The sequence below is a fragment of the Klebsiella sp. B345 genome (assembly GCF_051131735.1).
In the GTDB taxonomy this organism is placed as follows: Bacteria; Pseudomonadota; Gammaproteobacteria; order Enterobacterales; family Enterobacteriaceae; genus Klebsiella.
Window position 1 is genome coordinate 3690017 of the sequence record NZ_CP180443.1, and the last position, 25013, is coordinate 3715029.

Annotated in this window: 24 protein-coding genes and 1 other annotated feature; of the genes, 16 read left to right on the forward strand and 8 right to left on the reverse strand. The window is 55.3% G+C overall.

The genetic code is table 11. The annotated features are described in order from the left end of the window. Nucleotides 1-44 precede the first annotated feature (44 nt). Nucleotides 45-764, forward strand: coding sequence for a purine-nucleoside phosphorylase (gene deoD, locus ACMYSO_RS17375; RefSeq protein ID WP_041143950.1), 720 nt, complete (start codon nucleotides 45-47; stop codon nucleotides 762-764). An 84-nt stretch (nucleotides 765-848) separates the two neighbouring features. On the opposite strand, the gene lplA is transcribed toward deoD, so the two are convergent. Both lplA and ACMYSO_RS17385 read right to left on the reverse strand, forming a co-directional pair. Next, complete coding sequence (lplA, locus tag ACMYSO_RS17380) at nucleotides 849-1865, reverse strand: lipoate--protein ligase LplA (protein WP_434666296.1); 1017 nt, start codon at nucleotides 1863-1865, stop codon at nucleotides 849-851. Between the two features lie 11 nt (nucleotides 1866-1876). Further along, complete coding sequence (locus ACMYSO_RS17385) at nucleotides 1877-2518, reverse strand: YtjB family periplasmic protein (RefSeq protein WP_434666299.1); 642 nt, start codon at nucleotides 2516-2518, stop codon at nucleotides 1877-1879. A 103-nt stretch (nucleotides 2519-2621) separates the two neighbouring features. Between ACMYSO_RS17385 and serB the strand changes: the two genes are divergently transcribed. Genes serB through nadR form a run of 3 tightly spaced genes read left to right on the forward strand, consistent with a single transcriptional unit; the run spans nucleotide 2622 to nucleotide 6377 of the window. Continuing rightward, complete coding sequence (gene serB / locus ACMYSO_RS17390; RefSeq protein WP_434666301.1) at nucleotides 2622-3593, forward strand: phosphoserine phosphatase; 972 nt, start codon at nucleotides 2622-2624, stop codon at nucleotides 3591-3593. Between the two features lie 10 nt (nucleotides 3594-3603). Beyond that, a complete protein-coding gene (radA, locus tag ACMYSO_RS17395; RefSeq protein WP_434586433.1) occupies nucleotides 3604-4986 on the forward strand; it encodes a DNA repair protein RadA in 1383 nt (460 codons plus the stop codon). Nucleotides 4987-5042: 56 nt separating this feature from the next. Next, nucleotides 5043-6377, forward strand: coding sequence for a multifunctional transcriptional regulator/nicotinamide-nucleotide adenylyltransferase/ribosylnicotinamide kinase NadR (gene nadR, locus ACMYSO_RS17400; protein ID WP_434666304.1), 1335 nt, complete (start codon nucleotides 5043-5045; stop codon nucleotides 6375-6377). A 33-nt stretch (nucleotides 6378-6410) separates the two neighbouring features. Here the strand turns inward: nadR and ettA are convergent, their stop codons facing one another. Beyond that, nucleotides 6411-8078 carry an energy-dependent translational throttle protein EttA gene (ettA, locus tag ACMYSO_RS17405; RefSeq protein ID WP_434666306.1) on the reverse strand — a complete coding sequence of 556 codons (1668 nt, stop codon included), beginning with the start codon at nucleotides 8076-8078 and terminating at the stop codon, nucleotides 6411-6413. A 357-nt stretch (nucleotides 8079-8435) separates the two neighbouring features. Between ettA and sltY the strand changes: the two genes are divergently transcribed. Both sltY and trpR read left to right on the forward strand, forming a co-directional pair. Further along, on the forward strand, nucleotides 8436-10373 hold the full coding sequence (gene sltY / locus ACMYSO_RS17410) for a murein transglycosylase (RefSeq protein WP_434666308.1): 1938 nt from the start codon (nucleotides 8436-8438) through the stop codon (nucleotides 10371-10373). A gap of 151 nt (nucleotides 10374-10524) precedes the next feature. Beyond that, a complete protein-coding gene (gene trpR, locus ACMYSO_RS17415; RefSeq protein ID WP_434666311.1) occupies nucleotides 10525-10857 on the forward strand; it encodes a trp operon repressor in 333 nt (110 codons plus the stop codon). On the opposite strand, the gene yjjX is transcribed toward trpR, so the two are convergent. Next, nucleotides 10844-11359: an inosine/xanthosine triphosphatase gene (yjjX, locus tag ACMYSO_RS17420; RefSeq protein WP_434666314.1), complete on the reverse strand. Its 516-nt coding sequence runs from the start codon at nucleotides 11357-11359 to the stop codon at nucleotides 10844-10846. The genes trpR and yjjX overlap by 14 nt on opposite strands. A gap of 238 nt (nucleotides 11360-11597) precedes the next feature. On the opposite strand from yjjX, the gene gpmB reads away from it, so the two are divergent. Beyond that, nucleotides 11598-12245 carry a 2,3-diphosphoglycerate-dependent phosphoglycerate mutase GpmB gene (gene gpmB, locus ACMYSO_RS17425; RefSeq protein ID WP_434666317.1) on the forward strand — a complete coding sequence of 216 codons (648 nt, stop codon included), beginning with the start codon at nucleotides 11598-11600 and terminating at the stop codon, nucleotides 12243-12245. On the opposite strand, the gene robA is transcribed toward gpmB, so the two are convergent. Next, nucleotides 12242-13111 (reverse strand): MDR efflux pump AcrAB transcriptional activator RobA, encoded by an 870-nt coding sequence (gene robA, locus ACMYSO_RS17430; RefSeq protein WP_434666319.1) that lies wholly within the window; start codon nucleotides 13109-13111, stop codon nucleotides 12242-12244. The two genes, gpmB and robA, sit on opposite strands and share 4 nt — an antisense overlap. A 209-nt stretch (nucleotides 13112-13320) precedes the next feature. Here robA and creA point away from each other — a divergent pair, with 209 nt between their 5' ends. Further along, nucleotides 13321-13803, forward strand: a complete 483-nt coding sequence (gene creA / locus ACMYSO_RS17435; RefSeq protein ID WP_434666321.1) for a protein CreA — start codon at nucleotides 13321-13323, stop codon at nucleotides 13801-13803. 97 nt (nucleotides 13804-13900) lie between these two features. Here creA and arcA read toward each other — a convergent pair whose 3' ends face one another. Then, nucleotides 13901-14617 carry a two-component system response regulator ArcA gene (arcA, locus tag ACMYSO_RS17440; RefSeq protein ID WP_123757587.1) on the reverse strand — a complete coding sequence of 239 codons (717 nt, stop codon included), beginning with the start codon at nucleotides 14615-14617 and terminating at the stop codon, nucleotides 13901-13903. 95 nt (nucleotides 14618-14712) lie between these two features. On the opposite strand from arcA, the gene yjjY reads away from it, so the two are divergent. The 7 genes from yjjY (at nucleotide 14713) to ACMYSO_RS17475 (ending at nucleotide 21496) form a co-directional block, all read left to right on the forward strand. Further along, nucleotides 14713-14853, forward strand: a complete 141-nt coding sequence (gene yjjY, locus ACMYSO_RS17445) for a protein YjjY (protein WP_049268126.1) — start codon at nucleotides 14713-14715, stop codon at nucleotides 14851-14853. Between the two features lie 394 nt (nucleotides 14854-15247). Beyond that, nucleotides 15248-15934, forward strand: coding sequence for a tRNA/rRNA methyltransferase (locus tag ACMYSO_RS17450; RefSeq protein ID WP_434666324.1), 687 nt, complete (start codon nucleotides 15248-15250; stop codon nucleotides 15932-15934). Between the two features lie 211 nt (nucleotides 15935-16145). Next, nucleotides 16146-16214, forward strand: coding sequence for a thr operon leader peptide (thrL, locus tag ACMYSO_RS17455; protein WP_071824685.1), 69 nt, complete (start codon nucleotides 16146-16148; stop codon nucleotides 16212-16214). After that, nucleotides 16153-16270 (forward strand) — a sequence feature (Thr leader region). Its footprint overlaps the gene before it by 62 nt. Nucleotides 16271-16295: 25 nt before the next feature. Next, on the forward strand, nucleotides 16296-18758 hold the full coding sequence (gene thrA, locus ACMYSO_RS17460; RefSeq protein ID WP_434666327.1) for a bifunctional aspartate kinase/homoserine dehydrogenase I: 2463 nt from the start codon (nucleotides 16296-16298) through the stop codon (nucleotides 18756-18758). 1 nt (nucleotide 18759) lies between these two features. Continuing rightward, a complete protein-coding gene (thrB, locus tag ACMYSO_RS17465) occupies nucleotides 18760-19695 on the forward strand; it encodes a homoserine kinase (protein WP_434666330.1) in 936 nt (311 codons plus the stop codon). Further along, nucleotides 19692-20978 (forward strand): threonine synthase, encoded by a 1287-nt coding sequence (thrC, locus tag ACMYSO_RS17470; protein WP_434666332.1) that lies wholly within the window; start codon nucleotides 19692-19694, stop codon nucleotides 20976-20978. The genes thrB and thrC overlap by 4 nt, the downstream gene beginning before the upstream one ends. Before the next feature lie 224 nt (nucleotides 20979-21202). After that, complete coding sequence (locus tag ACMYSO_RS17475) at nucleotides 21203-21496, forward strand: DUF2502 domain-containing protein (RefSeq protein WP_434666334.1); 294 nt, start codon at nucleotides 21203-21205, stop codon at nucleotides 21494-21496. 41 nt (nucleotides 21497-21537) lie between these two features. Here ACMYSO_RS17475 and yaaA read toward each other — a convergent pair whose 3' ends face one another. Then, a complete protein-coding gene (gene yaaA / locus ACMYSO_RS17480; RefSeq protein ID WP_434666337.1) occupies nucleotides 21538-22311 on the reverse strand; it encodes a peroxide stress protein YaaA in 774 nt (257 codons plus the stop codon). A 78-nt stretch (nucleotides 22312-22389) separates the two neighbouring features. Continuing rightward, on the reverse strand, nucleotides 22390-23820 hold the full coding sequence (locus ACMYSO_RS17485; RefSeq protein WP_434666339.1) for an alanine/glycine:cation symporter family protein: 1431 nt from the start codon (nucleotides 23818-23820) through the stop codon (nucleotides 22390-22392). 203 nt (nucleotides 23821-24023) lie between these two features. Here ACMYSO_RS17485 and tal point away from each other — a divergent pair, with 203 nt between their 5' ends. Then, on the forward strand, nucleotides 24024-24977 hold the full coding sequence (gene tal / locus ACMYSO_RS17490; RefSeq protein WP_123757579.1) for a transaldolase: 954 nt from the start codon (nucleotides 24024-24026) through the stop codon (nucleotides 24975-24977). Nucleotides 24978-25013: the final 36 nt, after the last annotated feature.

The following is a 25013-nucleotide window of genomic DNA, read 5'->3' on the forward strand; positions in this document are numbered from 1 at the left end:
GACATCCGCAGGGTATTTCCCCACTTTTTAAATAAGGATAATTTATGGCAACTCCACATATTAACGCCGAGATGGGTGATTTCGCTGACGTCGTGCTGATGCCGGGCGACCCGCTGCGTGCGAAGCACATTGCAGAAACCTTCCTTGAAGATGTGCGTGAAGTGAACAACGTGCGCGGCATGCTGGGCTTTACCGGTACCTACAAGGGCCGCAAAATCTCCGTCATGGGTCACGGTATGGGTATCCCGTCCTGCTCCATCTACACCAAAGAACTGATCACCGATTTCGGCGTGAAGAAGATTATTCGCGTTGGTTCCTGCGGTGCGGTCCGTGCCGACGTGAAACTGCGTGATGTGGTGATTGGTATGGGCGCGTGCACCGACTCTAAAGTCAACCGTCTGCGCTTTAAAGACCATGATTTTGCTGCTATTGCCGACTTCGGTATGGTGCGTAACGCTGTTGATGCAGCGAAAGCGCTGGGCGTAGACGCACGCGTGGGTAACATTTTCTCCGCCGACCTGTTCTACACGCCGGACCCGTCAATGTTCGACGTGATGGAAAAATACGGCATCCTGGGCGTGGAAATGGAAGCTGCTGGTATCTACGGCGTGGCGGCAGAGTTCGGGGCGAAAGCGCTGACCATCTGCACCGTTTCCGATCATATCCGTACCCACGAGCAGACTACTGCTGCCGAGCGTCAGACCACCTTCAACGATATGATCAAAATCGCGCTGGAATCCGTTCTGCTGGGCGATCAAGAGTAATCGTATCTCGTCCCTCTCCGTGGGAGAGGGACGGTATTTCCCGCGGCGCGCCTGGCGCGGTCGCGGGAACGTCACCTGCCAGTACTACCGCACCGCCCCCGCGATCCATGTGCCCAGCTCACGTAGCTCTTTTTCCTGCTCCGGAAATGCTTCTCGCAATGTTTCGCACGTCTGTTGCAATACCTCGGCCCGATACGCGCAGCCCTGTAATCGCTCAGCCAGCGCCTCCAGCGGGGCCGGATTCAGGCTATCGGTAAAGACCTGAGCTCGGGTGATGTGCCCCTTCTCAACGTCGAAATGTAGCTCGACGCCGCCCCAGACGAAACGTTCATCCAGCAGATGGGAGAAGGCGGGAGCCTGGCCAAAATTCCATGCCCAGCTGCTCTGGCGTGCGAAAGTGTCGGCAAAATTCGGCAGATCCGGGGCCTTATCCGGTGAAATGACTTCGGCGGCGACGCGTTCGCCGTAGTGTTCGAAAAAGGCCTCTTCAATTGCGGTACACACCTGCTGGTGGGTGACGCCCGGCAGCAGTTCGACCAGGTTTGCCACCCGTCCCCGAACCGAGGCAATGCCTTTTGCCTGAAGCTTTTTCTGGTCCGGGTTGAGGTAATTGGCCAGACGGCTCAAATCGGCATTCAACAGTAGCGTACCGTGGTGAAAGCCGCGGTCGATGGTTTCGCGGTAGGCGGAGCCGGAGACTTTACGATCCCCTTCGGCAGTTTTCACCACCAGGTCATTGCGCCCGGATGCTTCTGCCGTAACGCCAAGTGCGTTGAGGGCGGCCAGCACAATTCCGGTGGAGACGGTTTTGTCGTACTCCGGTTTGCCGGCCATAAAGGTAAAACAGGTATTGCCCAGGTCATGGAATACCGCGCCGCCGCCGCTGCTGCGACGGGCCAGGCGCACGTTATCCTCTTCCATACGGCGGGTGTTGCACTCTTTCCACGGGTTTTGCGCCCGCCCAATCACCACCGTGTCGGCGTTGCGCCACAGGAACAGTACCCGTTGAGTGGCGGGCATCTGACGGAAAATACACTCCTCGACCGCGAGGTTAAACCACGGATCCGTGGAGTCTGAGAGCAGTAAACGGAGCGTCGACATCAGCGATTTCCTTATTCTGATTCATCTTTGTCTTCGTCCTGTACCGGCTTATTCGCGGTCAGCAGGAAGGGAGATTGTTGCCAGCGGGTGCGTTTACCCTGCAGCAGGGTACGGGTCAGCACCACGCCGATAGCCAGCGAGAGCAGGAGCATCAGGCGTAAAATGTTGGTGGTATTATCCACCTGTTTTGCCTCGGTGGCTAAGGTGTGGGTGTCCAGCGTCAGGCGCAGGTAGCCGAGCGGGCCGTTTTTGCCTTCAATCGGTTCCACGATTTGCTGATTGAAGTAGCCGCCCGCTTTTTTGCCATCGAGCGCCAGCCGATCGCGAACATTAACGCCTTCGCCAGCGCGCGCAACCAGATCGCCCTGATCGTCATAGACGCCGGCATCAAGGATCCGGCTTTGCCGGGTGAGCTGCCCCAGCAACTGGCCGATACGTTTTTCATCAGGCGTTTCGCTACGCATAAGCGGCGCCAGATTCAGAGTAACCTGCTGCGCAAGGGTGCGAGCCAGTTCTTCTAACTGTGGATTACGTTGCTTTTGGCTGTTCTGGCTGAACCACGACGCGCCCTGCATCAGAGCAACGAGCAGCGCGAGACAGATAAGAACAATGACCGCGCGATGCAGTCGGAATTTCAGTTTTGCGCGTACCATATTCCACCTTTAATATTTACAGCTTAATGTTGCCAGAAGCGCTGGTTACAAGGTAGCCTCATGCGTTATTTTCCTGGCTTGAATAAAGAAATGTGGAGCCGTAATGCCAAACAGTTTGACCTGGTGCGATCTGCCCGAAGATGTTTCCCTGTGGCCTGGATTACCGCTTTCGCTGAGCGGTGATGAGGTCATGCCGCTGGATTATCACGCCGGACGTAGCGGCTGGCTGCTGTACGGACGCGGCCTGGATAAACGCCGTCTGACGGACTGGCAGCGTGAACTGGGGGCAGCGTTGGTGATTGTGGCTTCCTGGGCGGTCGACGACTATCAGGTGATTCGTCTGGCGGGCTCCCTGACGCAACGGGCAACCCGGCTGGCTCACGATGCGGGGCTGGATGTCGCGCCCTTAGGCAAAATCCCTCATCTGCGCACTCCGGGGCTGCTGGTGATGGACATGGACTCAACGGCGATTCAGATCGAATGTATCGACGAAATCGCTAAGTTGGCCGGCACCGGTGAACTGGTGTCGGAAGTGACCGAACGCGCGATGCGCGGCGAGCTGGATTTCACCGCCAGCCTGCGCCAGCGCGTAGCAACCCTGAAAGATGCCGACGCCGGTATTTTACTGCAGGTCCGTGAGTCGCTGCCGCTGATGCCGGGCCTGACCCAGCTGGTGCTGAAACTCGAAACGCTGGGCTGGAAAGTGGCGATTGCCTCCGGCGGCTTCACCTTCTTTGCCGAATACCTGCGCGATAAGCTGCATCTTGATACCGTGGTTGCCAACGAGCTGGAGATCATGGACGGCAAGCTGACCGGCAACGTCATCGGCGATATCGTCGATGCGAAATACAAAGCTGCGACCCTGAAGAAACTGGCGGAAAAATATGAAATCCAGCCCACGCAAACCGTGGCAATTGGCGATGGCGCCAACGATCTGCCGATGATCAAGGCGGCGGGGCTGGGGATCGCCTATCATGCCAAGCCAAAAGTGAACGAGCTGTCGGAAGTGACAATCCGTCACGCCGATCTGATGGGGGTCTTCTGTATCCTCTCGGGCAGCATGAATCAAAAGTAAGAGGTAACACGTGGCGAAAGCTCCAAAACGCGCATTTGTCTGTAATGAATGTGGTGCGGATTACCCGCGCTGGCAGGGGCAGTGCAGCGCCTGCCAGGCCTGGAATACCATCACCGAGATGCGCATTGCCGCTTCGCCGCAGGTGGCGAGAAACGAGCGTCTGACGGGCTACGCCGGGAATGCCGGCGTGTCGAAAGTGCAAAAACTGTCGGAGATCAGCCTTGAGGCGCTTCCGCGTTTCTCCACCGGTTTTAAAGAGTTCGACCGCGTTTTGGGCGGCGGCGTAGTGCCAGGCAGCGCGATTCTGATTGGCGGCAGCCCTGGCGCCGGTAAATCAACGCTGCTGTTGCAGACGCTGTGTCGGTTGTCTGAAAGTATGAAAACGCTGTATGTCACCGGGGAAGAGTCGCTGCAGCAGGTGGCGATGCGCGCGCATCGTCTGGGGCTGCCGACGGCCAATCTCAATATGCTCTCGGAAACCAGCATTGAGCAAATCTGCCAGATAGCCGATGACGAAAAGCCGCAGCTGATGGTGATCGACTCGATCCAGGTGATGCATATGGCTGACGTGCAGTCGTCGCCGGGCAGCGTCGCTCAGGTGCGTGAAACGGCCGCCTATCTGACCCGGTTTGCCAAAACCCGCGATGTGGCGATTATCATGGTTGGCCATGTGACCAAAGACGGCTCGCTGGCCGGGCCGAAGGTGCTGGAGCACTGTATCGACTGTTCGGTACTGCTGGATGGTGATGCCGACTCACGCTTTCGTACTTTACGCAGCCATAAAAACCGTTTTGGCGCGGTGAATGAGTTAGGTGTCTTCGCGATGACCGAACAAGGGTTGCGTGAAATCAGCAATCCGTCGGCAATTTTCCTTAGCCGGGGCGATGAAGTGACTTCCGGCAGCTCGGTGATGGTGGTCTGGGAAGGCACCCGTCCGCTGCTGGTGGAGATCCAGGCGCTGGTCGATCACTCGATGATGTCCAACCCGCGCCGCGTGGCGGTGGGGCTGGAGCAGAACCGTCTGGCGATTTTGCTGGCGGTACTGCATCGCCATGGTGGTTTGCAAATGGCTGACCAGGACGTGTTTGTGAACGTCGTAGGCGGAGTCAAGGTCGCGGAAACCAGCGCCGACCTGGCACTGCTGCTGGCGATGGTCTCCAGCCTGCGCGATCGCCCGCTGCCGCACGATCTGGTCGTGTTTGGCGAGGTGGGGTTGTCCGGCGAAATCCGCCCGGTGCCGAGCGGCCAGGAGCGTATTTCCGAAGCGGCAAAACACGGTTTTCGCCGTGCCATTGTTCCGGCAGCCAACGTGCCGAAAAAAGCACCGGAAGGGATGCAAATCTTTGGTGTGAAAAAGCTTTCAGACGCACTAAGTGTGTTTGACGACTTATAATTAAATACCCGTCGCCTTTCCGGCGGCTGAGGCACAGGCGGCGTTCGTTTTTCCGAGTGACTGAGTTTACCTCGCGCCCGATTCACCCGCCGCTGCCCTCCAGCCAGGCCGAAACGCCTCGGGTATTTTCTTTATTTTTGCTAAAGCAGGAGGCTCTTGTGTCATCGTTCGACTATCTCAAAACCGCCATAAAGCAGAAGGGCTGTACACTGCAGCAGGTTGCGGAAGCCAGCGGAATGACCAAAGGCTATTTGAGCCAATTGCTGAATGCCAAAATCAAAAGCCCCAGCGCGCAGAAGCTGGAAGCGCTACACCGTTTTCTGGGGCTTGAATTCCCGCGCCGGCAAAAGAGCGTAGGCGTGGTGTTTGGCAAATTTTATCCGCTGCACACCGGACATATCTATCTTATCCAGCGCGCTTGTAGCCAGGTGGATGAACTGCATATCATCATGGGCTACGACGATCCCCGTGACCGCGAGTTGTTTGAAAAGAGCGCGATGTCGCAGCAGCCGACCGTGCCCGACCGTCTGCGCTGGTTGCTGCAGACCTTTAAATACCAAAAAAACATTCGTATCCACGCCTTCAATGAAGAGGGGATGGAGCCTTATCCGCACGGCTGGGACGTCTGGAGTCATGGGATCCGCGCCTTTATGGATGAAAAAGGCATTGAGCCCAACTGGATCTATACCTCGGAGGAGGGCGATGCGGCGCAGTATCTCGAGCATCTGGGAATTGAAACCGTCTTGATCGATCCGAAGCGTACCTTCATGAGCATCAGCGGCGGGCAGATTCGTGAAAACCCCTTCCGCTACTGGGAATATATCCCGACCGAAGTGAAGCCGTTCTTTGTGCGCACGGTGGCGATCCTCGGCGGCGAATCGAGCGGGAAATCGACGCTGGTGAACAAGCTCGCCAATATTTTCAACACCACCAGCGCCTGGGAATATGGCCGCGATTATGTGTTTTCGCATCTGGGCGGCGATGAGATGGCGTTACAGTATTCTGACTATGACAAAATCGCCTTGGGTCATGCACAGTATATTGATTTTGCAGTAAAATATGCCAATAAAGTAGCGTTTATCGATACGGATTTTGTCAGCACTCAGGCATTTTGTCTGAAGTATGAAGGGCGCGAGCATCCTTTTGTTCAGGCGCTGATCGACGAGTACCGCTTCGACCTGGTGATCCTGCTGGAGAACAACACGCCGTGGGTGGCCGATGGCCTGCGCAGTCTGGGGAGCTCGGTGGATCGCAAAGAGTTCCAGACGCTGTTGATATCGTTGCTTAAAGAGAATGAGATCGACTTCGTGCATGTGAAGGAATCGGACTACGATGCGCGCTTCCTGCGCTGTGTCGATCTGGTGAAGCAGCTCATGGGTGAGCCGGGGTGAAAAAAAACGGGTGGCATTTGCCACCCGTTTTTATTACTTCGCGATACGCTTGTACTTGATTCGCTTTGGCTCCAGCGCATCGGCGCCGAGGGTGCGTTTCTTGTACTCTTCGTATTCGGTAAAGTTACCTTCGAAGAATTCAACTTTACCTTCATCCTGGTAATCCAGAATGTGGGTCGCGATACGGTCGAGGAACCAACGGTCGTGCGAGATAACCATCGCACAGCCCGGGAACTCTAACAGGGCGTTTTCTAACGCGCGCAGGGTTTCGATATCCAGGTCGTTGGTCGGTTCATCGAGCAGCAGTACGTTGCCGCCAACCTGCAGCAGCTTCGCGAGGTGCAGACGACCGCGCTCACCGCCGGAGAGTTCACCCACGCGTTTACCCTGATCGACACCCTTAAAGTTAAAGCGCCCGACGTAGGCACGGCTTGGCATCTCGGTGTTGCCAATCTTCATGATATCCAGACCGCCGGAGACTTCTTCCCACACGGTTTTGCTGTTATCCATCGCGTCACGGAACTGATCGACAGATGCCAGCTTCACGGTTTCACCCAGGGTGATTGAACCGGCATCAGGCTGTTCCTGACCGGACATCATGCGGAACAGCGTAGATTTACCGGCGCCGTTCGGCCCGATAATCCCGACAATCGCGCCTTTCGGTACAGAGAAGGTCAGATCGTCAATCAGCACGCGGTCGCCGTAAGACTTACGCAGGTTGCTGACTTCAACGACTTTGTCCCCCAGACGGGCTCCAGGTGGAATAAACAGTTCGTTGGTTTCGTTACGCTTCTGGTATTCCACGTTGTTAAGCTCTTCAAAGCGCGCCAGACGGGCTTTGCCCTTCGACTGACGGCCTTTCGCGCCCTGGCGTACCCACTCCAGCTCTTTCTCAATGGATTTACGGCGGGCCGCTTCCTGAGACGCTTCCTGAGCCAGACGCTGATCTTTCTGCTCCAGCCAGGAGGAGTAGTTGCCTTCCCACGGAATACCTTCGCCACGGTCCAGCTCGAGGATCCAGCCGGCGACGTTGTCGAGGAAGTAACGGTCGTGGGTAATCGCCACAACGGTTCCTTCGAAATCGTGCAGGAAGCGTTCCAGCCAGGCCACGGATTCGGCATCCAGGTGGTTGGTCGGTTCGTCGAGCAGCAGCATGTCTGGTTTTTCCAGCAGCAGGCGGCACAGCGCCACGCGGCGGCGTTCACCACCCGACAGGGTGGCGATTTTCGCATCCCAGTCCGGCAGGCGTAGCGCATCAGCCGCACGCTCCAGCTGAACGTTCAGGTTATGACCATCGTGAGCCTGAATGATCTCTTCAAACTTGCCTTGTTGCGCGGCGAGTTTATCGAAGTCGGCATCCGGCTCAGCATACCTCGCGTACACCTCATCCAGCCCTTTCAGTGCGTTAACCACTTCGGAGACCGCTTCTTCCACGGACTCACGAACGGTTTGCTCCGGGTTCAGCTGTGGTTCCTGCGGCAGATAGCCAATCTTCAGGCCAGGCTGTGGGCGGGCTTCACCTTCGATATCGGTATCGATGCCGGCCATAATGCGTAGCAGGGTAGACTTACCTGCACCGTTCAGACCGAGAACACCGATCTTCGCGCCAGGGAAGAAGCTCAGAGAGATATTTTTCAGAATATGACGTTTCGGCGGAACCACTTTGCCGACACGATGCATGGTATAAACGAATTGAGCCACGTTGGACTTCGCCTCTTTTATATACTCGTTATCCTTCAGGCTGCCTCGGTGTTGGCGACATCTGAAACGCCGGTCACATAGTTAGCTATGCTCCCTGGGAATTCCTCTGTTGCCGCCCTGATGCAGTCAGAATGATGTTGAGTAGAGTAGTGAATAGTTTTCAAAGGCGAAGTGTAGCCTTTTTCGCACGGTAATCCCAGAGAGGCGATAGGATTCACAGAAGCGTAAAAAAATGTCCAGGACGTGGCACGTTTGGCGTTGTCTGGTTAGCATATCTATATGCGACAGCGGGATATTTTACACGCGGCACGATGCTGCTCTGATGTAAACAGATGTACTTAAATAGGGGAAGAGCTTGTGGAAAAAGCCAAAACAATGGCATGGCGTCTTCTGGCGGCCAGCATCAGTCTGCTGACGTTCAGTCAACTGGTGCATGCGGACTCACTGGATGAACAGCGCAACCGCTATGCTCAAATTAAACAGGCGTGGGACAGCCGGCAGATGTCCGTGGTCGAACAGTTGATGCCGACGCTGGCGAGCTATCCGCTATACCCCTATCTGCAGTACCGGCAGATAACTGACGATTTGATGAACCAGCCAACGCTGGTGGTGAAAAACTTTATTGAGGCGAACCCGACGCTGCCGCCGGCTCGCTCGCTGAAATCACGCTTCGTCAATGAACTGGCGCGCCGCACCGACTGGAGCGGGCTGCTGGCGTTCAGCCCTGATAAACCAACCAGCACCGAAGCCCAGTGTAATTACTACTACGCGAAGCTGAGCGTGGGCCAGACGCAGGAAGCCTGGGATGGCGCGAAAACGCTGTGGCTGACCGGTAAAAGCCAGCCTAATGCGTGTGACGTGCTGTTTAGCGCCTGGCGTGCCTCCGGGAAGCAGGATCCGCTGGCGTACCTCGAGCGTATCCGTCTGGCCATGAAGGCTGGAAATACCGCTCTGGTGAGGGTGCTGGCGCAGCAGATGCCGCCGGAATATCAGACCATTTCGTCAGCGGTTGTCGCGCTGGCAAACGATCCCAATACCGTGATGACCTTTGCCCGTACTACCGGAGCGACGGATTTCACTCGCCAAATGGCGGCGGTAGCCTTTGCCAGCGTGGCCCGTCAGGATGCCGAAAATGCCCGCCTGATGATCCCGTCGTTGGTGCAGGCGCAGCAGCTTAATGACGATCAAACCCAGGAACTGCGAGATATCGTCGCCTGGCGTCTGATGGGCAATGATGTCACCGAAGAGCAAGCTATCTGGCGCGATGATGCCATTATGCGCTCGCAGTCCACCTCGCTGGTGGAGCGTCGGGTGCGAATGGCGCTGGGGGCCGGGGATCGTCATGGGTTAAACACCTGGCTGGCCCGCTTGCCGATGGAAGCGAAAGAGAAAGATGAGTGGCGTTACTGGCAGGCGGATCTGCTGATGGAGCGCGGGCGCGACGACGAGGCGAAAGCGATCCTCCATTCATTGATGCAGCAGCGCGGTTTCTACCCGATGATTGCCGCCCAGCGTCTGGGAGAGGATTTCGTCTTCCGCATCGATAAAGCCCCGGCGAATCTCGATCCCGCGTTGACATCCGGACCGGAAATGGCCCGGGTACGTGAGCTGATGTACTGGAACATGGACAACACCGCGCGTAGCGAGTGGGCGAACCTGGTGACCAGCCGGACCAAAGATCAGCAGGCGCAGCTGGCGCGCTACGCGTTCAACCAGCACTGGTGGGATCTTAGCGTCCAGGCGACGATCGCCGGAAAACTTTGGGATCAGCTGGAAGAGCGTTTCCCGTTGGCCTACAACGATCTGTTCTCTCGTTACATCAGTGGCAAAGATATCCCCCAAAGCTATGCGATGGCGATCGCTCGCCAGGAGAGTGCGTGGAACCCAAAAGTCCGTTCACCGGTTGGTGCCAGCGGCCTGATGCAAATCATGCCGGGGACGGCGACCCACACGGTCAGTATGTTTAACATCCCTGGCTACAGCAGTCCGTCGCAGCTGTTGGATCCGGAAACCAATATCAATATTGGTACCAGCTATCTGCAATATGTTTACCAGCAGTTCGGCAATAACCGTATCTACGCTTCCGCGGCCTACAACGCCGGCCCGGGAAGAGTTCGCACCTGGCAGGGCAACAGCGCCGGGCGCATTGATGCGGTGGCGTTTGTCGAGAGTATTCCTTTCTCGGAAACCCGTGGCTACGTGAAGAACGTGCTGTCCTATGATGCCTACTACCGTTACTTTATGGGGCAAACGGCCCCGATGCTGAGCGACGCGGAGTGGAAACAGCGCTACTGATACCCTGAGGTTTCGCGTCATGTATCCGGCCTGCTGCCGGTGGATGGCGCGAAATCCATAGAGTATTGAGCGGAGTATGTTATGCTTTGTACTCGTTAGTGAGTACATCGACAGGCGGCCATGGTCGCCTGTTCCAACAAGGCGGCGTAACATGACCCAACAATCCCCTTATTCAACGGCTGTGGCCGAACAGCGTCATCAGGAATGGCTGCGCTTCGTTGCCCTGCTTCAGCAGGCGTACACAGACGATTTGCATCTGCCTTTACTGCAGCTGATGCTGACCCCGGACGAGCGTGAAGCGCTGGGCACTCGTGTGCGCATCATTGAAGAGTTGCTGCGTGGAGAAATGAGCCAGCGGGAGCTGAAAAGCGAGCTTGGCGCCGGGATTGCCACCATTACACGCGGTTCCAACAGCTTAAAATCGGCGCCGCCCGAGCTGCGACAATGGCTGGAGCAGGCGCTGCTGAACGTTAACGGTAAATAAGGTTATGGAACGGGCTGAGTGCCAGCACCACCGCCTGGTGATAGACGCTGCTGCGGGTGAGTTTACCTGCGGTAAAGACGCCTATAGCCCCTTCTTTACGGCCAATCTCATCAATGCCGGTCTGTTGCGACATCACCGGTCCTAACGCTTCGCCAGCGCGGACTTTTTCCAGAATGACGGCGGGCAATGGCAACGTTGCCGATCGCGCTTCTCCGCGCTGATGACGATCCTCAATCACCACCCAACTGAACGTGCTGCCATCGTCGATCCCTGCTTCAATCGCCACCCAGTAGTCAGCATCTGGCTGTGCTGCACGGGCATTGGCGACCCTGTTTCGTGCGCCAGCGCGCGTTTCCTCATTACCAAAGGGCTGTTCGGGCACACCGCTCTCGACGGAGACGGACTCAATGTGGCAGGATCCTTCGCCGAAGATCTCGTTAAAAGCCTGTTGAATTGCGCGAATTTTGGCGGGATTAGTGGTAGCTGAGACAACATGGTGCATAATCAAACGACTCAGAATAAATTTACGTCGTCGTAGTATATACCCTAAATAATTCAAGTTGCACAAAGGCGGCAAGGCCGCAAATCCCCAGGAGCTTGCATTGGTAAGTGACCGGGGGGCGCGGGTGAAGCCAACGCTTATGCCGCTTGAAGTATGACGGGTATACTCCAAATCGTTTTCGTTGCAGCGTGAGAGACCTGCAGCCGAAATTATGAAGAGCACAGAACGGAAAAATAGCATGTTACAGGTACACCTTGTTCGCCATGGCGAAACGCAGTGGAACGCCGAAAGGCGCATTCAGGGCCAGTCAGATAGCCCGTTAACCCCCCACGGTGAGCGACAGGCCTGGCAGGTCGGTGAGCGCGCCAGAACGCTGAACATCACGCATATCATTGCCAGTGATTTGGGGCGTACGCGCCGGACGGCAGAAATTATCGCAGAAGCCTGCGGCTGTGATGTTGTTCTGGATTCGCGGCTGCGTGAACTGGATATGGGGGTGCTTGAGAAGCGCCATATCGATTCACTAAGCGTGGAAGAAGAGACATGGCGCCGTCGTCTGGTCGACGGAACCCCGGATGGTCGCATTCCGCAGGGTGAATCAATGCAGGAGCTGAGCGAGCGCATGCACGCGGCACTGGCCGCCTGTCTGGAGCTGCCTGCCGGAAGTCGTCCGCTGCTGGTCAGTCACGGTATTGCGCTGGGCTGTCTGGTGAGCACTATCCTCGGGCTACCGGCGCATGCAGAGCGTCGTCTACGCCTGCGTAACTGCTCTATTTCTCGTGTGGATTATCAAGAGAGCCTGTGGCTGGCGCCTGGCTGGGTGGTGGAGACGGCGGGGGATATTTCGCATCTTGACGCCCCCGCCATGGATGAGCTGCAGCGTTAACGACGAATTGGGATCAGGTATTCACAACGCAGTTGAATCGGCGTTTCCTGGTCCCGGTTGTCATCCTCAGGGAAAAAGCGCTCGATATCCAGACCTTTGCGACGAGTCAGGTTCAGCATTGGCATGCAGGTGCCATAAACTGTCAGGATGAAATCCTGTAAGCCGGTGCCTAAGCCTTCGTAGGTGAACATCACATACTCGCCGCCTTCCAGCATGACCGGGTGGGAGTTTTGCAGGTGACCGTTGGCCATTTCTGGTGTCAGCGCAGTGGTATAGAAAACCTCCTGCTCATCGTCTTTCTCGAGGCTCGGTCGCGGTTCATGCAGACCGTATAGCGTTGGCGGAATCGACGGTGAATTGCCGAGGAAATCGCGCCAGAACTGCACGCGCATCTGGCTGCGGAAGTCGGAGATCTCCTCCAGCTTGCAGGTGTAGCTCTGGGTTACGCCCAACAGCGGTGTGTTGCTTAGCGTGACGAATTCATGCTTCGGCATGGTGAACTCACCCAGACGCAGCGGCGGGCGCATTCCGTAAGAGCTCCAGTCCGGCGAGCGACGGTACAGCGCAGGCGTTAAAGAAAACTGCTTTTTAAACGCACGGGTGAATGTTTGTTGTGAATCAAAGCGATACTGCAGCGCAATGTCGAGAATAGGGCGGGCTGTCAGGCGCAGGGCGACTGCTGATTTTGATAAACGACGAGCGCGGATATAAGCACCGATGGCATGGCCGGTTACGTCCTTAAACATTCTTTGCAAATGCCACTTGGAATAACCCGCCTTGGCCGCCACATTATCCAGTGAAAGTGGCTGATCGAGATGACCTTCCAGCCAGCTAAGGAGATCGCGAATAATCCCTGCTTGATCCATAAAATGTCCTCATCCATAAACTCAGGTGCCTGCTACTAAGGTAGCGGATAATAGCATTTTTTGATCTTTTAGCATTCAGTGTTTTTTTTGCTTATAAATGCGATTTATCGGCGAGAGTTATACTTTTATTTGTAACGTTGTGATCTTTAAATATTTTCTGCTGAGTCGACGATCTTTATTTAGTGAAATTTTAATACAATGGTAACAATATGAAATACAAGAAGTTAGTTGCTGGGCTGCTGTTACTGGCGGGGTCTCAGGTTGTTCATGCGGAACAAATTGGATCCGTGGATACCGTATTCAAATTTTTTGGTCCCGATCATAAGATCGTCGTAGAAGCGTTTGACGATCCCGATGTTCAGAACGTGACATGCTATATCAGCCGGGCGAAGACCGGTGGGATCAAGGGCGGCCTCGGGCTGGCGGAAGACACCTCTGACGCGGCAATTTCTTGCCAGCAGGTTGGCCCAATTGAACTGAACGACAAAATCAAAAACGGCAAATCCGAGGGGAGTGTGGTATTCCAGAAACGTACTTCTCTGGTGTTTAAAAAACTGCAGGTAGTCCGCTTTTACGACAGTAAACGTCATGCGCTGGTCTACATGAGCTATTCGGATAAAGTGGTCGATGGTTCGCCGAAAAATGCCATTAGCGCCGTGCCGATCATGCCGTGGGGTGCTGAGGCGCATTGACGGCAGGGAGCGTGATAGACAGCGCTGTCGCTAGCGATAAAGCTGATTATTTGTAAATAGAAAACGGCGCCGAAGCGCCGTTTTCTATAATACTGTCTTATTCCTGCAGGTCGCCACAGAAGCGGTAACCTTCACCGTGAATGGTGGCGATGATTTCCGGTGTATCCGGAATAGATTCAAAATGCTTACGAATACGACGGATGGTTACGTCTACGGTACGGTCATGTGGCTTCAGCTCACGACCGGTCATTTTCTTCAGCAGTTCAGCACGAGACTGAATTTTTCCTGGGTTTTCGCAGAAATGCAGCATTGCGCGGAACTCACTGCGCGGCAGCTTGTACTGTTCGCCCTGCGGGCTGACCAGCGAACGGCTGTTGATATCCAGTTCCCATCCGTTGAACTTGTAGCTTTCTACGCTACGACGTTCTTCACTCACGGTGCCCAGATTCATGGTGCGGGAGAGAAGGTTGCGTGCGCGAATTGTCAGTTCACGAGGGTTAAACGGTTTAGTGATATAGTCATCTGCGCCGATTTCGAGGCCAAGAATCTTATCAACTTCGTTGTCACGACCGGTAAGGAACATCAGCGCGACGTCAGCCTGTTCACGCAGTTCACGCGCCAGCAGGAGACCATTTTTACCTGGCAGGTTAATATCCATGATCACCAGGTTGATATCATTTTCAGACAGGATCTGATGCATTTCCGCGCCATCGGTGGCTTCGAACACATCGTAACCTTCTGCTTCGAAAATACTTTTTAACGTGTTGCGTGTTACCAACTCGTCTTCAACGATAAGAATGTGCGGGGTCTGCATGTTTGCTACCTAAATTGCCAACTAAATCGAAACAGGAAGTACCAAAGTCCCTGACCTGCCTGGTACATGTCGCAAATTAACATGTCCGGCGTAACATGACTAAAGTACGTAATTGCGTTCTTGATGCACTTTCCATCAACGTCAACAACATCATTAGCTTGGTCGTGGGTACTTTCCCTCTGGACCCGACGGTGTCAAAAACGGCTGTTATCCTAACCATTTTAACAGCAATATAACAGGCTAAGAGAGGCTGAACACCCAATAAAACTACGCTTCGTTGACATATATCAAATTCAATTGTAGCACGTTAACAGTGTTGTGAAATCATCGTGTTGAAATGCGATTTATAGTCACAAATTTTACACGGCTCAAATGGTTACGTTGGTAAATTAATAAATATGTTGAATCTAATGTCTGCTCGAAGGCGCTACGCTAAATATCATTGGCAAACATATGGATAAATGCGTTCTGTTAACATACCTCGGGTCGTGGTTTGATGGAAATAGTTTAGGCTTTTTTAACGGTAATCAACGGCAATTTTAGTGATTTTTGTTGCAATTTTGTAAATTTTCGACGCGTAAAATGGGATGATTTTCATTTACGCGACGTATGAGAGTAGAAGAGACCACAATGCGCATATCTATCATATTGGTGGCCCCGGCCAGGGCAGAAAATGTCGGCGCGGCGGCACGCGCGATGAAAACGATGGGCTTTAGCGACATGCGTATTGTCGACAGCGAAGCCCATCTGCAACCTGCGGCACGCTGGGTTGCACATGGTTCCGGCGATATTCTCGATAATATCAGCACCTACCCAACGCTTGAACAGGCATTGCATGATGTCGACTTCACCGTTGCGACGACGGCACGCAGTCGGGCGCGTTTCCATTACTACGCCACACCGCAGCAACTGCTGCCGTTAATGGAGGAAAAAGCGCAGTGGATGAACCATGCGGCGCTGGTATTCGGCCGCGAGGATTCCGGGCTGACCAACGATGAACTGGCGCTGGCGGATGTGCTGACCGGGGTGCCGATGGTGGCGGACTATCCGTCGCTTAACTTAGGGCAATCGGTGATGGTCTACTGCTATCAATTGACCACTTTGCTGCAGCAGGCGTCGGTCGTTCCCGCCAGTATCGATGATAATCAGCTCCAGGCATTACGTCTGCGGGCGCTCGAATTATTGATCCGACTGGGGGTTGCTGAGGACGTCAAACTGACCGACTGGTTGCAGCAGCGGATCGGGCTTTTGCAGCAGCGCGATACGGCAATGTTGCACCGATTACTGCACGATATTGAAAAAAACCTTCCAGAATAAAGCTCTGATATAAGTTTTGATTATGGTGATACATGCCGATCTGAAACGGTGAAAGTTGGCGGATCAGGATGTTTTATCAGGTCGTTGTGGCGCATTGCCCGGATGTGTCTGAAAGGGTGAAATGTAGAAATTCGTTGACTTAGACCGGCAGATACTTTAACCAATATAGGCAGGACACAGACAGATAACAATGACAGAGCACACAACATCCATGAAACGCATCAGCATGATGACAACCATTATCACCATCACCATTACCACAGGTAACGGTGCGGGCTGACGCGTAAAGGAAACAAAGAAAAAAGCCCGCACCTGAACAGTGCGGGCTTTTTTTTCGACAAAAAATCTAGGGGTAACAACCATGCGCGTGTTGAAGTTCGGCGGTACATCAGTGGCAAATGCAGAACGTTTTCTGCGGGTTGCCGATATTCTGGAGAGCAATGCCAGGCAGGGGCAGGTAGCAACCGTCCTGTCTGCCCCGGCGAAAATTACCAACCATCTGGTCGCGATGATTGAAAAAACCATCGGTGGTCAGGACGCGCTCACCAATATCGCTGACGCTGAACGCATTTTTGCTGAACTGCTGCAGGGCCTCGCCGACGCGCAGCCGGGGTTCCCGCTGGCACAGCTGAAAGGGTTTGTCGCCCAGGAATTTGCCCAGATTAAACATGTTCTGCATGGGATCAGCTTGCTCGGCCAGTGCCCGGATAGCGTTAATGCCGCGCTGATTTGCCGCGGTGAGAAGTTATCGATCGCCGTGATGGCGGGCCTGCTCGAAGCCCGTGGCCACAAAGTTACCGTGATCAACCCTGTTGAAAAACTGCTGGCTGTCGGTCATTACCTCGAATCTACCGTCGATATCGCGGAATCTACCCGTCGTATCACCGCCAGCCAAATCCCCTCTGACCACATGGTCCTGATGGCCGGGTTTACCGCTGGCAATGAGAAAGGCGAGCTGGTGGTGCTAGGGCGGAATGGCTCAGACTACTCTGCCGCCGTGCTGGCCGCCTGCCTGCGCGCTGACTGCTGCGAAATCTGGACCGATGTTGACGGGGTATATACTTGCGATCCGCGTCAGGTGCCCGACGCCCGTTTGCTGAAATCGATGTCCTATCAGGAAGCGATGGAGCTGTCTTACTTCGGCGCGAAAGTGTTGCACCCGCGTACCATTGCCCCTATCGCTCAGTTCCAGATCCCGTGCCTTATCAAAAACACCGGCAACCCGCAGGCGCCAGGCACGCTGATAGGTGCCAGCGTCGATGAAGACGGTCTGCCTGTGAAAGGCATCTCCAACCTCAATAATATGGCGATGTTCAACGTCTCCGGTCCGGGGATGAAAGGCATGGTCGGTATGGCCGCCCGCGTCTTCGCAACGATGTCCCGTGCCGGGATTTCCGTGGTCCTGATTACCCAATCCTCTTCAGAATACAGCATCAGCTTCTGCGTGCCGCAGAGCGACTGTGCACGCGCCAAGCGAGTGATGGAAGATGAGTTCTATCTGGAGCTGAAAGAGGGACAGCTGGAACCGCTGTCGATCATGGATCGTCTGGCGATTATCTCCGTTGTGGGTGACGGTATGCGTACGCTGCGCGGGATCTCCGCGAAGTTCTTCGCGGCGTTGGCTCGCGCGAATATCAATATCGTAGCGATTGCCCAAGGGTCGTCAGAGCGCTCGATTTCCGTGGTGGTCAGCAATGATGATGCCACCACCGGGGTGCGTGTGACCCACCAGATGCTGTTTAACACCGATCAGGTCATTGAGGTCTTTGTTATCGGCGTCGGCGGCGTTGGCGGCGCGCTGATTGAGCAAATCAAGCGCCAGCAGGGCTGGCTGAAGAACAAACATATCGATCTGCGCGTTTGCGGCGTGGCCAATTCACAGGCCTTGCTGACCAATGTGCATGGCCTGAACCTCGAAAACTGGCGTGCGGAGCTTGCTGAAGCGAAAGAGTCGCTGAATCTGGGCCGCTTGATTCGTCTGGTCAAAGAGTATCACCTGCTGAATCCGGTAATTGTCGATTGTACCTCCAGCCAGGCGGTTGCCGATCAATACGCCGACTTCCTGCGCGAAGGTTTCCACGTCGTCACGCCAAACAAAAAGGCCAATACGTCCTCGCTGGATTACTATCATCAGTTGCGTCATGCTGCCAGCAGCTCACGCCGCAAGTTTCTCTACGATACAAACGTGGGCGCGGGTCTGCCGGTCATTGAAAACCTGCAGAATCTGCTGAACGCCGGCGATGAATTGCTGCACTTTTCCGGCATTCTTTCTGGTTCGCTGTCGTTTATCTTCGGTAAGCTTGATGAGGGGATGAATCTCTCTGAAGCGACGGGGCTGGCGCGTGAGATGGGCTATACCGAACCCGACCCGCGTGACGATCTTTCTGGCGTCGACGTAGCCCGTAAGCTGCTGATCCTGGCCCGTGAGACGGGTCGTGAGCTGGAGCTGTCGGATATTGTCATCGAGCCGGTGTTGCCCGTGCAATTTGATGCCAGCGGCGACGTCGAGAGCTTTATGGCGCGTCTGCCTTTACTCGATGACGAATTTGCCTCGCGCGTCGCCAAAGCGCGTGATGAAGGTAAAGTGTTGCGTTACGTCGGTAACATCGAAGAGGATGGCACCTGTCGGGTAAAAATTGCCGCGGTTGATGGTAACGACCCGCTGTTTAAAGTGAAAAACGGTGAGAACGCTCTGGCCTTTTACAGCCATTATTATCAGCCACTGCCGCTGGTGCTGCGCGGCTATGGTGCGGGTAACGATGTTACGGCGGCCGGTGTGTTTGCCGATCTGCTGCGCACCCTGTCATGGAAGTTAGGAGTTTAAGATGGTCAAAGTATATGCCCCGGCTTCCAGTGCCAATATGAGCGTCGGGTTTGATGTGCTGGGCGCGGCGGTAACGCCAGTCGATGGTACGCTGCTGGGGGATAACGTTTCGGTTGAGGCGGCAGACCGCTTCAGTCTGCAAAACGTTGGCCGCTTTGCCAGCAAGCTGCCAACCGCTCCGCAGGAGAATATTGTTTACCAGTGCTGGGAGCGCTTCTGCCAGGAGATCGGTAAAAACGTACCGGTTTCGATGGTGCTGGAAAAAAACATGCCGATCGGTTCAGGCCTGGGTTCCAGCGCCTGCTCCGTCGTTGCCGCGCTGGTGGCGATGAATGAATTCTGCGGCAAACCGCTGAATGAAACGCGCATGCTGGCGCTGATGGGCGAGATGGAAGGGCGTATTTCCGGCAGTATTCACTATGACAACGTCGCACCGTGCTACCTGGGCGGGATGCAGCTGATGATTGAAGAGAATGGCATCATCAGCCAGCAGGTTCCCGGTTTTGACGAATGGCTGTGGGTGCTGGCCTATCCGGGGATCAAAGTCTCGACGGCGGAAGCGCGTGCAATACTCCCGGCGCAGTATCGTCGCCAGGACTGTATTGCTCACGGTCGCCACCTGGCGGGCTTTATTCATGCCTGCTATACCCGCCAGCCGCAGCTGGCAGCGAAATTGATGAAAGATGTGATTGCCGAACCGTATCGTACCAAACTGCTGCCGGGCTTCAGCGAAGCGCGACAGGCGGCGATGGAGATCGGCGCGCAGGCGTGCGGCATCTCTGGCTCAGGCCCAACGCTGTTTGCGCTGTGTGATAAGCCAGAAACCGCGCAACGCGTTGCCGACTGGCTGGCGACACATTATCTGCAGAATCAAGAAGGCTTCGTTCATATTTGCCGGCTGGACACGGCGGGCGCACGCGTAGTGGGAAACCAATGAAACTCTATAACTTAAAAGATCATAACGAACAGGTCAGCTTTGCGCAGGCCATCACGCAGGGGCTTGGCAAGCAACAGGGGCTGTTCTTCCCGCACGATCTGCCGGAATTTAGCCTGACTGACATCGACGACATGCTGGAGATGGATTTGGTCTCCCGCAGCGCCAAAATTCTCTCGGCGTTTATTGGCGATGAGATCCCGCAGGATGTGCTGAAAGCGCGTATCGCGGCGGCATTCACCTTCCCGGCGCCGGTTAGCAAGGTGCAGGATGATATTGGCTGTCTGGAGCTGTTCCACGGTCCGACCCTGGCGTTTAAGGATTTCGGCGGCCGCTTTATGGCGCAGATGCTGACCCAAATCGCCGGCGACAAACCGGTTACCATTCTGACGGCAACTTCAGGTGATACCGGCGCTGCGGTTGCGCACGCGTTTTACGGTCTGCCGAATGTGAAAGTCGTGATTCTCTATCCGCGCGGCAAGATCAGCCCGCTGCAGGAAAAACTGTTCTGCACCCTGGGCGGTAATATCGAAACCGTGGCCATCGATGGCGACTTCGATGCCTGCCAGGCGCTGGTGAAACAGGCCTTTGACGATGAAGAGCTGAAGCTGGCTCTGGGCTTAAATTCGGCGAACTCCATCAACATTAGCCGTCTGCTGGCGCAAATTTGCTACTACTTCGAAGCGGTGGCCCAACTGCCGCAGGACGCGCGCAACCAACTGGTGATTTCGGTGCCGAGCGGTAACTTTGGTGACCTGACTGCCGGTCTGCTGGCGAAGTCATTAGGTCTGCCGATCAAACGCTTTATCGCAGCGACCAACGCCAATGACACGGTGCCACGCTTCCTGCAGGACGGAGAGTGGGCGCCAAAAGCAACGCAGGCGACGCTGTCCAACGCCATGGACGTCAGCCAGCCTAACAACTGGCCGCGTGTGGAAGAGCTGTTCCGTCGTAAAGTCTGGCGTCTCAATGAACTGGGCTACGCGGCGGTGGATGATGAAACCACGAAATCGACCATGCGTGAGCTGCAAGCCATTGGCTATACCTCGGAACCGCATGCGGCGATTGCATATCGTGCACTGCGTGACCAGCTGCAACCGGGTGAATACGGTCTGTTCCTCGGCACCGCGCATCCGGCTAAGTTTAAGGAAAGCGTGGAAGAGATCCTGCAGGAGACGCTGCCGCTGCCAAAAGCGCTGGCCGACCGCGCTGATCTGCCGCTGCTGTCGCATAATCTGCCGGCCGATTTCGCCGCGCTGCGTCAGCTGATGATGGGCAAAGCATAACGGCGATTATCGTTGTGCGATGTTCGCAAACCGGGCCTCAGCGCCCGGTTTTTTTATGGACGAAAAAGGAGGAATTATGCAGATAAGTGGCAGAAAAAATGGATGAATGACCATTAAATGCCGGCGCGCAAAGATTAGGATTGCGGAGAATAACGTGCGGTGTTGCGCGAGGTTAATCTTTTGTTATCGCCCCATCGAGGGGACCGTTAAGAAAGGGGAAACCTATGTCTACACTGAAGTCTGTGATCCTTGCGCTTTCGATGTCGCTGGTGGCTCCTGCTGTGGTTCACGCATCTGAAATTACGCTGGTGCCGGCCATTAAACTGCAAATCGGCGATCGCGACAATCACGGAAACTACTGGGATGGCGGCCACTGGCGCGACCACGAATGGTGGGGGCGTCATTACGACTGGCGTGATAACCACTGGCGCCCGCATGACGATCGTCGCTATGACCACGATCGCCATGATGACCACGATCGCGGGCGCGGCCCGGATCGCGACTGGCATCATCACTAATGTGCTCTCCCCGGCCTACCGTTCGGTGGCCGGGGAGAGGATTAACGTTCGTGGCGCTTAAAGACTATCTCACCTGCGCCGGAAGCATCGGCATCATAGAAGTAACCTTCGCTGTCGAAGCGGGTAAGCTGCTCCGGATGGCTCAGGCGGTTCTCGATGATATAGCGGCTCATTAAACCGCGAGCCTTCTTCGCGTAGAAGCTGATCACTTTAAACTGGCCGTTTTTCTCATCGAGGAACACCGGCTTAATCAACGTGCCCTGCAGCTGTTTTGTTTTGACCGACCTGAAGTATTCGTCAGAGGCCAGGTTAATCACGATGTCATCGCCCTGGGCTTGCAGCGCCTGATTCAGCGTATTGGTAATCACGTCCCCCCAGAACTGGTAGAGATCTTTGCCTTTGGCGTTCTCCAGTTTTATCCCCATTTCCAGGCGATAGGGCTGCATCAGATCCAGCGGGCGCAGCACGCCATACAGGCCGGAAAGCATGCGCAAATGCTGCTGGGCGAAATCAAAATCGGCTTCGCTGAGGGTTTCCGCCTGCAGCCCGGTGTAGACGTCACCTTTAAAGGCCAGAATCGCCTGGCGGGCGTTTTTCGGCGTAAAGTCCGGATGCCAGTCGTGAAAACGGGTGGCGTTGAGGTCCGCCAGCTTATCGCTGATACTCATCAGCTTGCCGATCTGCGGTGCAGAGAGCTGGCGCGCGATGCCGATCAGCTGCTGGGAGTATTCCAGCAGTTCAGGCTGCGTGTAGCGCGATGTCGTCAGCGGGCTTTGGTAATCGAGCGTTTTTGCCGGTGAAATAAGAATCAGCATATCCAGTCCTTGCAGGAGTTTTATCTGTGACTTTAACAAAAAAAGGTCACGGAGGGATCGATAGCTGCGATTGCCGCATTATTCATGCGGCAGGTCATTCCAGGTGCCGGGCGCCAGCTGCTGATTGATTTCCGGGTATCGCGTGGCGTCAAAAGTCGGCTGCACGCCCAGTCGCCGCTGACGGAGATAGTCGCCAGCGAGGATCCGCACCGTGGGTGATAGCAGTAAAATGGCGGTCAGGTTAGTAATGGCCATCAGCGCCATGATGGTATCCGCCAACTGCCAGACGACCGGCATACCGACCAGCGTGCCGCTGAGGACCATCAGTATGGTGACTATTCGCAGCGCCCAGATATGGCAGTGGCGGTTAAGACGCAGAAAGATAAGGTTATTTTCGGCGTAAATATAGTTTGCTACGATCGAGCTGAAGGCGAAAAACAAGACGATGATTGCCACAAAACCCGCGCCGCCGCTGCCGACAATGCCGGTCATGGCGTGCTGTATCGCCTGAATGCCGTGGGTGCTATTTTCCACCTCTGACGGCGGGGCCAGCATAATAATCACCGCGCTGGCGGTACAGATGACAATTGTATCGATGAAGACGCCGATCATCTGCACGATCCCCTGGGCCGCCGGATGCGGTGGCCATGAAGCGGCGGCGGCTGCAGCGTTAGGGGTCGAGCCCATCCCGGCTTCGTTCGAGAACATACCGCGCTGAAAACCGCTGGTGAGCGCCTGGCTGATGGTGTACCCCACCGCGCCGGCGGCGGCTTCCTGCCAGCCGAATGCGCAACGGAAGATGGTGTCGAAAATAGCCGGCAGCGCCGTGATATGCCACAGACCAATGAGCAGGCTGGCGGCAACCCACAGCAGGGCCATCAGCGGCACAACCCACTGCATCAGCCGCGCCACGCCTCGTAAACCGCGCATTATCACCAGCAGCGTCAGCACGGCGAGCGCCCCACCGGTCAGTACGGAAGGAAGTCCGAAGGCATAGGACATGGCATGGGCGACCGAGTTGGCCTGCACGGTATTAAAAATAACGGCATAGGCCAACAGCAGCAGAATAGAGAACATCACCCCCATCCAGCGCATTCCCAGGCCTCGGGACATGTACCAGGCCGGGCCTCCACGGAATTGCCCCTGCGCATCGCGCTCTTTATAGAGCTGGGCGAGGGAGCATTCGGCAAAGCTACTGGCCATGCCAAGCAGGGCGGAAACCCACATCCAGAAAATGGCGCCGGGCCCGCCCGCCGAGATAGCCAGCGCCACGCCGACCAGGTTACCGCTACCTACGCGGGCGGCGAGGCTGGTACACAGGGCCTGAAAAGCGGTCAGTCCATCGGGTTGTGGCAGGAGGCTCTTTTTTAGACTTTTCCCAAACTGGCGGACATAGCGAAACTGCACGTATTTCGTTTGCCAGGTAAACCAAATGCCGGCGCCCAGTAACAGATAAATCATTACCGAGCCCCAGAGTATTTCGTTGATAAAAGAGAAAAAGTCAGGCATCAATTATCCTCTTGTCCATGCAGGCCCGCTAATGTAAGCGTTACCATTTTAGTGACAATCCCTTAGCATTCAGAGAATTAATTTATCCAGTTTATCACACTCTGCGCTCTTGCATGGTCCGCTGTTGCGCTGAAGATGCAGCGTGTTATCATCTTGGCAGACCGGTTACATCCCCTTAACTGCTGTTTAAGAGAAACACTATCATGACGGATAAATTGACCTCTCTGCGTCAGTACACCACTGTCGTAGCTGATACCGGAGATATTGCGGCAATGAAGCTGTATCAGCCTCAGGATGCCACAACTAACCCTTCTTTGATTCTCGGCGCGGCTCAGATTCCTGAGTACCGTAAGCTGATTGATGACGCTGTCGTATGGGCTCGTAGCCAGAGCAGCGATCGCGCGCAGCAGATTATCGATGCTTCCGATAAGCTGGCGGTGAACATTGGTCTCGAAATTCTTAAGCTGATTCCAGGCCGTATTTCGACTGAAGTTGATGCGCGTCTCTCCTATGACACGCAGGCTTCTATCGCCAAAGCGAAACGCATCATCAAGCTGTACAACGACGCAGGCATCGGTAACGATCGCATTCTGATTAAACTGGCTTCTACCTGGCAGGGCATCTGTGCCGCCGAGCAGCTGGAAAAAGAAGGCATCAACTGTAACCTGACGCTGCTGTTCTCCTTCGCTCAGGCTCGCGCTTGTGCGGAAGCAGGTGTATTCCTGATCTCTCCGTTCGTGGGCCGTATCCTCGATTGGTACAAAGCAAACACGGATAAGAAAGAGTACGCGCCGGCTGAAGATCCGGGCGTGGTGTCCGTCAGTGAAATCTACGAATACTACAAGCAGCACGGTTATGAAACCGTGGTGATGGGTGCAAGCTTCCGTAACGTCGGTGAAATCCTTGAGCTGGCTGGTTGCGACCGCCTGACCATCGCACCGGCTCTGCTGAAAGAGCTGGCAGAAAGCGAAGGCGCTATCGAGCGTAAACTGACGTTCAGCGGCGAAGTGAAAGCGCGCCCGGAACGCATCACCGAATCCCAGTTCCTGTGGCAGCACAACCAGGATCCGATGGCGGTAGACAAACTGGCGGAAGGTATCCGTAAGTTTGCAATCGACCAGGAAAAACTGGAAAAAATGATCGGCGATCTGCTGTAATCATTGCGGCGTGACCGGGCTCCCGGTCACGCTACT